At 68.7% G+C, this 10244-nt stretch carries 9 protein-coding genes; 7 read left to right on the top strand and 2 right to left on the bottom strand.

Annotation, left to right across the window (positions count from 1 at the left end):
* Positions 1-830: cryptochrome/photolyase family protein (locus ENN83_RS00080; protein ID WP_287182601.1), on the bottom strand; the 830-nt coding region annotated here is incomplete at its 3' end.
* A complete protein-coding gene (locus ENN83_RS00085) occupies positions 824-1489 on the bottom strand; it encodes an SDR family NAD(P)-dependent oxidoreductase (protein ID WP_287182602.1) in 666 nt (221 codons plus the stop codon). The genes ENN83_RS00080 and ENN83_RS00085, both read right to left, overlap by 7 nt.
* Before the next feature lie 254 nt (positions 1490-1743).
* Between ENN83_RS00085 and ENN83_RS00090 the strand changes: the two genes are divergently transcribed.
* The 7 genes from ENN83_RS00090 to ENN83_RS00120 all read left to right on the top strand — a co-directional run bounded on the left by ENN83_RS00090 (position 1744) and on the right by ENN83_RS00120 (position 10097).
* On the top strand, positions 1744-3303 hold the full coding sequence (locus ENN83_RS00090) for a 2-isopropylmalate synthase (protein ID WP_287182603.1): 1560 nt from the start codon (positions 1744-1746) through the stop codon (positions 3301-3303).
* 251 nt (positions 3304-3554) lie between these two features.
* Positions 3555-4592 carry a rod shape-determining protein gene (locus ENN83_RS00095; RefSeq protein ID WP_287182605.1) on the top strand — a complete coding sequence of 346 codons (1038 nt, stop codon included), beginning with the start codon at positions 3555-3557 and terminating at the stop codon, positions 4590-4592.
* A 35-nt stretch (positions 4593-4627) separates the two neighbouring features.
* Positions 4628-5545 carry a rod shape-determining protein MreC gene (mreC, locus tag ENN83_RS00100; RefSeq protein ID WP_287182607.1) on the top strand — a complete coding sequence of 306 codons (918 nt, stop codon included), beginning with the start codon at positions 4628-4630 and terminating at the stop codon, positions 5543-5545.
* Positions 5538-6077, top strand: a complete 540-nt coding sequence (locus tag ENN83_RS00105) for a rod shape-determining protein MreD (protein WP_287182609.1) — start codon at positions 5538-5540, stop codon at positions 6075-6077. The genes mreC and ENN83_RS00105 overlap by 8 nt, the downstream gene beginning before the upstream one ends.
* Positions 6074-8023, top strand: coding sequence for a penicillin-binding protein 2 (gene mrdA, locus ENN83_RS00110; RefSeq protein ID WP_287182612.1), 1950 nt, complete (start codon positions 6074-6076; stop codon positions 8021-8023). Before ENN83_RS00105 ends, mrdA begins: the two co-directional genes overlap by 4 nt.
* Positions 8020-9165 carry a rod shape-determining protein RodA gene (gene rodA, locus ENN83_RS00115; RefSeq protein ID WP_287182614.1) on the top strand — a complete coding sequence of 382 codons (1146 nt, stop codon included), beginning with the start codon at positions 8020-8022 and terminating at the stop codon, positions 9163-9165. The genes mrdA and rodA overlap by 4 nt, the downstream gene beginning before the upstream one ends.
* Positions 9165-10097 carry a 2-hydroxyacid dehydrogenase gene (locus tag ENN83_RS00120; protein WP_287182616.1) on the top strand — a complete coding sequence of 311 codons (933 nt, stop codon included), beginning with the start codon at positions 9165-9167 and terminating at the stop codon, positions 10095-10097. Before rodA ends, ENN83_RS00120 begins: the two co-directional genes overlap by 1 nt.
* Positions 10098-10244: the final 147 nt, after the last annotated feature.

The following is a 10244-nucleotide window of genomic DNA, read 5'->3' on the forward strand; positions in this document are numbered from 1 at the left end:
AGCGGGTCCAGCAGCCCGGCATTCAGATAGGGCGAGAGGAAAGCGTGGTTCAGGAAGCGGTCGCCCGTCAGCATCGCGTCCTGCGTGTCGCCGAAGCCCGGCAGGGCGGTCGCCAGGAAATGCGCAAGGGCGGCCTCGGCCTGGTCGGCATCGGTGGCGAACCAGAACGGGCGCAATTGGCCGAAATTGTCGGGAAAGCGGGTTTCGACAAGGCGCAGCACCTCCTGCACGATGTCGTCGGGGTCGAAGCGCAGGGGACCGTGGCGGAACAGGTCGGGGGCGGCGGGCTTGCGGTTCTCGGCATCGTAGTTCCACTTGCCGCCCGCGGGGGCGTCACCCTCCATCAGCAGGCCGGTCTTGCGGCGCATCTCGCGGTAGAAATATTCCATCCGCAGCGATTTGCGCCGCGCGGCCCAGGCGTCGAATTCGGCATGGCTGGCGATGAAGCGGTCGTCGGGCAACTGGCGCAGCGTCAGCGGCAGGTCGGCCAGCGCCGCGATCAGCCGCCAGTCGCCGGGTTCGGTGGCCAGCACCTGATGCGCGCCTTCGGCGGCGGCGCGGCGCAAAAGCTCGCCCGGGATCGACTGGGTGTTGTCGGGGTCGTCAAGCCGGGAATAGGCGACGCGCCAGCCAGCGCCGGCCAGCCGGGCGGCGAATTTGCGCATGGCGGCGAAGGTGAAGGCGAGTTTCTTGGGGTGGTGGCGGACATTGGACGCCTCTGCCATGACTTCGGCCATCACGACAAGATCGCGCGCCCTGTGCGCCGCCCGCAGCGCCGAAAGGCCGGGCGACAACTGGTCGCCCAGCACGAGGACAAGGCGGGTCACCACGGCACGCGCGCGCCGGACCAGTCGAAGAACCCGCCCGTGGCGTCGGTATCGAGGCGCTCGATCACCGCCAGAAGGTTCGCCGCCGCCTGGTCGGGGGGCACGGTCGGGTGGCGGGCGGCATGCGCGGCGGTGAAGGGCGTGGCGACGGTGCCGGGATGGAGGGCTGCGCAGATCGCCCGGGGATGGGTGCGGGCAAGCTCGATCGCCGCGCTGTGCAGCCCCTGGTTCAGCGCGGCCTTGGCCATGCGATAGGCATACCAGCCGCCCAGCCGGTTGTCGCCGATGGACCCGACCCGGGCCGACAACGCGGCAAAGACGGCGCGGCGGTCGCGCGGCATCAGTCGGACAGCATGTTTCAGCACCAGAAGCGGGCCTGCGGCATTGACCGCGAATTGATGGGCCAGCGCCTCGGGCGTCAATGCCCTCAACGCCTTTTCGGGGGGATGGCCCGCGCCGTTCAGAACGCCGGTGGCGACAAGGATCAGGTCGAAGGGGCCATCCAGCGCGCCGAGGCAGCGGGCGATGCTGGCCTCGTCGGTGACGTCCAGCGCGTGTTCGCGCCGCGACAGGGCCGTGACCGATGCCCCCCGGTCGGCAAGCGCCGCGCAGAGGGCGGCGCCGATCCCGCCCGATGCGCCTATGACAAGGGTCCGTTCCATCGCCGCCAAGCTAGGGCGGCCCCGCGCGGGCGCAAGGCCCGGCGATTCCGCTTTCCTTTGGCGTTTGCATGCCTATACTGCGCGCCATGGAACATCAGGCCCATATCCCTGCCGCCGCCCGCGCCCTGCGCGCGCTGCCGCTTGGCCTGCTGCTGCTTAGCCGCCTCTGAGCGTGCCGTCCCGGCGCGACCGCTCAGAGGATCCCGTTCCGCGCCAAGACCCTTCCGGCTAAGACCAACACGAGAGTTCTCACCATGACCGACCAGACCGAACAGGACCGCGTCCTGATCTTCGACACGACCTTGCGCGATGGCGAGCAAAGCCCCGGCGCGACCATGACCCATGACGAGAAGCTGGAAATCGCCGCCATGCTTGACGAGATGGGCGTCGATATCATCGAGGCGGGGTTTCCGATCGCCTCGGAAGGCGATTTCGAGGCGGTGCGCGACATCGCGAAACAGGCGAAATCGGCGGTGATCTGCGGGCTGGCACGCGCCAATTTCGCCGATATCGACCGCGCCTGGGAGGCGGTGAGCCATGCGAAACGGCCGCGCATCCATACCTTCATCGGCACCTCGCCGCTGCATCGCGACATCACCAAGCTGACGCAGGACGAGATGGTCGAGAAGATCGCCGCGACCGTGACGCACGCCCGCAACCTGTGCGACAACGTGCAATGGTCGCCGATGGATGCGACGCGGACCGAACGCGATTACCTGTGCCGGGTGGTCGAGACCGCAATCAAATGCGGCGCCACCACGATCAACATTCCCGACACGGTGGGCTATACCGCGCCGCGCGAAAGTGCGGACCTGATCGCGATGCTGCTGGAGCGGGTGCCCGGCGCCGATCAGGTGATCTTTGCCACCCATTGCCACAACGATCTGGGCATGGCGACGGCGAATGCGCTGGCCGCGGTCGAGGCGGGCGCGCGGCAGATCGAATGCACGATCAACGGGCTGGGCGAACGCGCGGGCAACACCGCGCTGGAAGAAGTCGTCATGGCGCTGAAGGTGCGCAATGACATCATGCCGTTCGGCACGGGCATCGACACGCGGCGGATCATGGCGATCTCGCGCAAGGTGGCGACCGTGTCCGGGTTCCCGGTGCAATACAACAAGGCCATCGTCGGCAAGAACGCCTTTGCCCATGAATCGGGCATCCATCAGGATGGCGTGCTGAAGAATGCCGAGACCTTCGAGATCATGCGCCCCGAGGATATCGGGCTGAACGCCACCAATCTGGTGATGGGCAAGCATTCGGGCCGGGCGGCGCTGCGCGCGAAGCTGAAGGAACTGGGCTTCGATCTGGGTGACAACCAGTTGAACGACGTCTTCGTGCGGTTCAAGGCGCTCGCCGACCGCAAGAAGGAGGTCTATGACGACGACCTGATCGCGCTGATGCGCGACAGCGAGGCGGACCTGGACCATGACCGGGTGCAGGTGAAATTCCTGCGGGTGATCTGCGGCACCGAGGCGCCGCAATCGGCCGACCTGATCCTGTCGATCGACGGGGCGGAACAGCGGGTGACGGCGCAGGGCGACGGGCCGGTGGATGCCACCTTCGCCGCCGTCAAGGCGCTGGTGCCGCATCACGCGCATCTGGAGCTTTACCAGGTGCATGCGGTCACGGGCGGCACCGATGCGCAGGCCACCGTCAGCGTGCGCCTGCAGGAGGATGGTCATATCGCGACCGGGCAGGCCTCGGATACCGACACCGTGGTGGCCAGCGCCAAGGCCTATGTGAACGCCCTGAATCGGTTGGCGGTGCGGCGCGAAAAGACCCGGCCGGACGAGACGAAGGCGGTGGTCTGAGTCGCGAGGGTTGCTCCCGGGGCGGGGCGCCTGCCCTGCCCCGGGGACGCGAATGTCGGAAAAGTAAAAGCCGAAGCCGGGGATTTCCGGCTACTGACCCGGCCGATTGTTCGAATAGTGAAAGCGGCGAAAATGCGCCGCCGGGGGCATGAATGCGCCCTTTACCGGCGCGGGGCCGCAAGCCTATAAGGTGCACGGCTCGCCGGACGGAATCGCGGGCCGTTTTCCTCATTCATCGGGTGGCCCGGCACATGGTAGGTTTTGGCGGTCTGTTCTCGTCGGATATGGCGATCGACCTCGGCACGGCGAACACGCTCGTCTATGTCAAGGGCCGCGGCATCATCCTGAACGAGCCTTCGGTGGTGGCGTTCCACGTCAAGAACGGGCGCAAGCAGGTGCTGGCCGTCGGCGAGGATGCCAAGCTGATGCTGGGCCGCACGCCCGGCAGCATCGAGGCGATCCGGCCGATGCGCGAGGGCGTGATCGCGGATTTCGACGTGGCCGAGGAGATGATCAAGTTCTTCATCCGCAAGGTCCACAAGCGCACCACCTTCACCAAGCCCAAGATCATCGTCTGCGTGCCGCATGGTGCGACACCGGTGGAAAAGCGCGCGATCCGGCAATCGGTGCTGTCGGCGGGTGCGCGGCGCGCGGGGCTGATCGCGGAGCCCATCGCGGCGGCCATCGGGGCGGGCATGCCGATCACCGACCCCACGGGGTCGATGGTGGTCGATATCGGCGGCGGCACGACCGAGGTGGCGGTCCTCTCGCTGGGCGACATCGTCTATGCGCGCTCGGTGCGGGTGGGCGGCGACCGGATGGATGACGGGATCATCAACTACCTGCGGCGCCAGCAGAACATCCTGATCGGCGAGGCGACGGCGGAACGGATCAAGACCTCGATCGGATCGGCACGGATGCCCGATGACGGGCGCGGCGCGTCGATGCATATCCGAGGCCGCGACCTGCTGAACGGGGTGCCGAAGGAGATCGAGATCAACCAGGCGCAGATCGCCGAGGCGCTGTCCGAGCCGGTGCAGCAGATCTGCGAGGCGGTGATGACCGCGCTGGAGGCGACGCCCCCCGATCTGGCGGCCGATATCGTGGATCGCGGCGTGATGCTGACCGGCGGCGGCGCGCTGCTGGGCGAGCTGGACCTGGCGCTGCGCGAGCAGACTGGGCTGGCGATTTCGGTCGCCGACGAGTCACTGAATTGTGTGGCGCTGGGGACCGGCAAGGCGCTGGAATATGAAAAACAGCTTCGGCATGTGATAGATTACGAAAGCTGAACCGGACGGCCGCGCGCGCCGCAAGCGAGGCAGACTTGGCCGCTGACCGCAATTCCGAACTGGACTATGCCCGCCCGATCCGGCGCATCCTGATCGGGGGGCTGGTCTTTGTCCTGCTGGCGGTGTTCGTGCTGTGGCGGGTGGACAGCCCGCGCGTGGAACGGTTCCGCGCCGCCTTGGTGGATGCGGTGGTGCCGAGCTTCGACTGGGCGCTGGTGCCGGTCACGCGCACTGCGCGGCTGATCGAGGGGTTCCAGTCCTATGCCCGGCTTGCCGAGCAGAATCAGGAACTTCGCCGCGAATTGCGCCAGATGATGGCCTGGAAGGAAGCCGCGCTCCAGCTTGAGCAGGAGAATGCCAAGCTGCTGGATCTGAACAAGGTTCGGCTGGATCCGCGGCTGACCCATGTGACCGGCGTGGTGCTGGCGGATTCGGGCTCGCCCTTCCGGCAGTCGGTGCTGCTGAACGTGGGGGCGCGGGACGGTATCGTGGACGGCTGGGCGACGACCGACGGGCTGGGGCTGGTGGGGCGGATCGCGGGGGTCGGCAAGACCACCTCGCGGGTGATCCTGCTGACCGATTCGAACAGCCGCATCCCGGTGACGATTCAGCCCTCGGGTCAGCGTGCGGTGCTGGCGGGCGACAATTCGGTAGCGCCGCTGCTGGATTTCATAGAGGACCCGGCGCAGGTGCGGCCCGGCGACCGTGTCGTGTCCTCGGGCGATGGCGGGATGTTTCCGGCGGGCCTGCTGGTGGGGCATGTGGCGCTGGGGCGCGACCAGAGGCTGCGGGCGCGGCTGGCGGCGGAATATGACCGGCTGGAATTCCTGCGCGTGCTGCGCAGCCATGCGGGCGAGGTGATCCGCGATGCCGGGGGGCTGGTGGTGCCCGCGCCGATCGGCCCGGCCCCTGCCCCGATCCCCGCCGCCGCGCAGGAGGCGGGCGATGGTTGATCCGCTGACGCTGGACCGCTGGCTTCACCGGCTGATCTTCGGGGCGGTGGCCGGGGTCGTGGTCTTTGTGCAGATCCTGCCGCTGGAGACGCGGGCCGAGATCCTGCCCGGGCCGGAATGGATGCTGTGCCTGACCTTTGCCTGGTTGCAGCGTCGGCCCGATTACCTGCCGCCCTGGCTGATCGCCTGCGTGTTCCTGATGCTGGACCTGCTGCTGATGCGCCCGCCGGGGCTGTTCACGGCGCTGGCGCTGATGGGTGCGGAGTTCCTGCGCGCGCGCCAGCAGGTTTCGGTCGAGACGCCGTTCGGGCCGGAATGGATGTTGACCGGGGGCACGATCGGTGGCGTGTTCCTGGTCTACGGGATGGTTCTGGCGCTGTTCGGCGTGCCCGAGATGCAGTTCGGGCTGTTGGCGGTGCAGGCCGTGCTGACGGTGCTGGCCTATCCGCTGGTGGCGCTGGCCACGCGCTACCTGTTCATGGTGCGCCGGGTGACGCCGGGCGATCTGGACCCGCGGGGGCTCAGGCGATGAAACGCTCGTCCAGGGATACCGAGGAAAGCAACCGGCGCATCGGGCGGCGCGCGCTGGTCTTTGGCGGTGCGCAGGCGGTGCTGGTGACGGCACTGGCGCTGCGGATGCGGCATCTGCAGGTCACCGAGGCCGATACCTACCGGATGCTGGCCGAGGAGAACCGCATCAACATCCGCCTGATCCCGCCGATCCGCGGGATGATCTATGACCGGGCGGGCCATGTCGTCGCCGAGAACGAGCAGAATTATCGCATCGTGCTGGTGCGCGAGGATGCGGGCGATATCGACGAGACGCTGGAGCGGCTGATCCGGCTGGTGCCGCTGGACGAGGAGACGATCGAGCGGGCGCGGCGCGAGACCCTGCGCCACAGCCCCTTCGTGCCGGTCACGGTGGCCGACCGGCTGCATTGGGACGATGTGGCGCGGGTAGCGGTGAACGCCCCGGCCCTGCCCGGGATCAGCCCCGAGGTGGGGCTGTCGCGGCATTACCCGCTGGGCCCGGATTTCGCGCATCTGGTGGGCTATGTCGGGCCGGTCTCGGAATCCGACCTGACGCGGCTGGACTCGCCCGACCCGCTGTTGCGCATCCCGCGTTTCCAGATCGGCAAGACCGGGGTCGAGGCGAAATACGAGGATCGGCTGCGCGGCAAGGCGGGCACGCGGCGGATCGAGGTGAACGCGGCGGGCCGGGTGATCCGCGAACTGGACCGGATCGAGGGCCAGCCGGGCAGCGACCTGCAACTGACCGTGGATGCGGGCTTGCAGAACTTTGCCCAGGCGCGGCTGGGCGAGGAAAGTGCTGCGGTCGTGGTGATGGATGTCGAGCGCGGTGACCTGCTGGCGCTGGCCTCGGCGCCGAGCTTCGATCCGAACCTGTTCGTGCGCGGGATCTCGGTTGCCGATTACCGCATGCTGACCGACACGCCCTATCGGCCGCTGTCGAACAAGCCGGTGCAGGGCGCCTATCCCCCGGGCTCGACCTTCAAGATAATCACCGCGCTGGCCGCGCTGGAGGATGGCGTGATCCGGCCCGAGGACACCGTCTGGTGCCCGGGCCACCTGACGCTGGGCAGCCGCTGGTTCCATTGCTGGAAGCGGGGCGGGCATGGCCATGTGAACCTGGTCGAAAGCATCGAGCAATCCTGCGACGTCTATTACTACGAGATCGGCCAGCGCGTCGGCATCGACAAGATCGCCGCGATGGCGCGCAGGTTCGGGCTGGGCAAGGCGTTCGACCTGCCGCTGTCGGCGGTGGGCGAGGGGCTGGTCCCCGACCGGGCGTGGAAACGCGCGCGCCGGAACGAGGAATGGCGGATCGGCGACACGCTGAACGCCTCGATCGGGCAGGGCTATGTGCTGTCCACGCCGCTGCAACTGGCGGTGATGAGCGCGCGGATCGCGACCGGGCGGGCGGTGGTGCCACGGCTGGTCAAGTCGATCGACGGGGTCGAGCAGCCCTCGGGCGCGGGCGAGCCGCTGGAGGTGAACCCCGCCAATCTGGCGCTGATCCGCCGCTCGATGGATGCGGTCGTGAACAACCGCCGCGGCACCGCCTATGGCAGCCGCGTGGTCACCGCCGAGATGGCGATGGCGGGCAAGACCGGCACCAGCCAGGTGCGCAACATCACCGCCGCCGAACGCGCGGCAGGCGTGTTCCGCAACGAGGACCTGCCCTGGGAGCGGCGCGACCATGCGCTGTTCGTGGCCTATGCGCCGGTCGAGACGCCGAAGATCGCGGTCTCGGTCGTGGTCGAGCATGGCGGCGGCGGGTCGGCCGCGGCGGCCCCCATCGCGCGCGACATCATCCTGCGTGCGCTGCATGGCGATGTGCCGCCGCTCTCGGCCTATCCCGACCGGCAGCGCTGGCAGATCGAGGAGCGGTTGCGCGGCCTGCGCCTGCGCGATCCGGGCAAGGCGGCGCCCTCGGGCGGGCGCGGCCGGGCATGAGCTATCTTGAATATACCGTCAAGCGGGTGCCCACCGGGCCGCGCAAGGTGCTTTACCTGAACTGGGCGCTGGTGCTGCTGCTGTGCGCGGTGGCCTCGGTCGGGTTCCTGATGCTGTATTCGGTGGCGGGCGGCAATCTGGACCGCTGGGCCGAGCCGCAGATGAAGCGCTTCGCGCTGGGGCTGGCGGCGATGTTCGCGGTGGCCTTCGTCCCGATCTGGTTCTGGCGCAACATGGCGGCGCTGGCCTACGGGCTGTCGGTGCTGCTGCTGGTGGCGGTCGAGTTCTTCGGCGAGGTCGGCATGGGGGCGCAACGCTGGATCGACCTCGGGTTCATCCGGCTGCAACCCTCGGAGGTGATGAAGATCACGCTGGTGATGATGCTGGCGGCCTATTACGACTGGCTGGACATCAACAAGGTCTCGCGGCCGCTGTTCGTGCTGATGGCCGCGGCGCTGGTCCTGACCCCCACCGCGCTGGTGCTGAAACAGCCCGATCTGGGCACCGCGATCCTGCTGCTGGCGGGCGGCGGGATCGTGATGTTCCTGGCCGGGGTGCATTGGCTTTACTTCGCGGTGATCGCGGGGGCGAGCGTGGGCGCGGTAGCCGCGGTGCTGTCGAGCCGCGGGACCGAGTGGCAATTGCTGAAGGATTACCAGTTCCGCCGGATCGACACCTTCCTCGATCCCGCGAGCGATCCGCTGGGCGCGGGCTATCACATCACCCAGTCCAAGATCGCGCTGGGCTCGGGCGGCTGGTCGGGGCGCGGCTTCATGCAGGGCACGCAGTCGCGGCTGAACTTCCTGCCCGAGAAACATACCGATTTCATCTTCACCACGCTGGCCGAGGAATTCGGCCTGCTGGGGGGCGTGTCGCTGCTGGCGCTTTATGTGCTGATCCTGGTCTTCTGCATCAGCGCGGCGCTGAAGAACAAGGACCGGTTCTCGTCGCTGCTGACGCTGGGGATCGGGGCGACCTTCTTCCTGTATTTCGCGGTGAACATGTCGATGGTGATGGGGCTGATGCCGGTGGTGGGGGTGCCCCTGCCGCTGGTGTCCTACGGGGGGTCGGCGATGCTGGTGCTGATGGTGGGCTTCGGGCTGGTGCAGAGCGCGCATATCCATCGCCCGCGGGGGCGCTGATGCCGCTGGTCCTGTTTTCCGCCCGCGACGGGCTGTGGGAGGCCTATCGCGCGCCGCTGACCCGCGCGCTGGACGAGGCGGGGGTGGCGGCGCGGATCGTGACCGGAACCGATGCGCCCGGCGCGGTGGATTACATCGTCTACGCCCCGAATGACGGCCTGCGCGATTTCGCCCCCTTCACCCGCTGCCGCGCGGTCCTGAGCCTGTGGGCCGGGGTCGAGCGGATCGTGACCGATCCGACGCTGACCCAGCCCCTGTGCCGCATGGTCGATCCGGGACTGGAGGAGGGCATGGTGGAATGGGTAACGGGGCAGGTGCTGCGCCATCACCTGGAGCTGGACCGGCATCTGCTGCGCCGCGCGCCGGTCTGGGACCCGGTCGTGCCGCCGCTGGCGCGCGAAAGGCGGGTGGCGGTTCTGGGGCTGGGCGCGCTGGGGCGGGCCTGCGCGCTGGTGCTGGCAGGGTTGCGGTTCGAGGTGGCGGGCTGGAGCCGGACGCCGCGCGAGATCGGGGGGATCGCCTGCCATCACGGCGCGGCGGGGCTGCGCGCAGTTTTGGAGCGGGCGGACATCGTGGTGCTGCTGTTGCCGCTGACGGAGCAGACCGAGAACCTGATGGATACGGAGCGGCTGGGCTGGCTGCCGCCCGGCGCGGTGCTGATCAATGCGGGGCGCGGGGCGCTGGTGGAGGATGCCGCGCTGCTTGCGGCGCTGGATGCGGGGCGGCTGGGCCATGCGACGCTGGATGTGTTCCGCACCGAGCCGCTGCCTGCGGGGCATCCGTTCTGGACCCATCCCGGGGTGACGGTGAGCCCGCATGTCGCGGCCGAGACGCGGCCCGAAACGGCCGCCCGCGTGATCGCCGAGAATATCCGGCGCGGCGAGGCGGGCGAGCCTTTCCTGCATCTGGTGGACCGCGCGCGAGGCTATTGACGGGGCGGGTGGTGGCGGGGGGCTCCCGCCCCCGGGCCGCGCGGGGCATGCGCCCCGCTTGCCCGGGGTTGGGGGTGGCGCGGCCTTGCGGCCGCGTGCCTCCGGCGGGGATATTTCGGCCAGAAGAAGATCAGCGCAGGCGTGGGG

Origin of the sequence: Rhodovulum sp. (assembly GCF_011048875.1) — a bacterium.
Taxonomy (GTDB): domain Bacteria; phylum Pseudomonadota; class Alphaproteobacteria; order Rhodobacterales; family Rhodobacteraceae; genus Rhodovulum; species Rhodovulum tesquicola.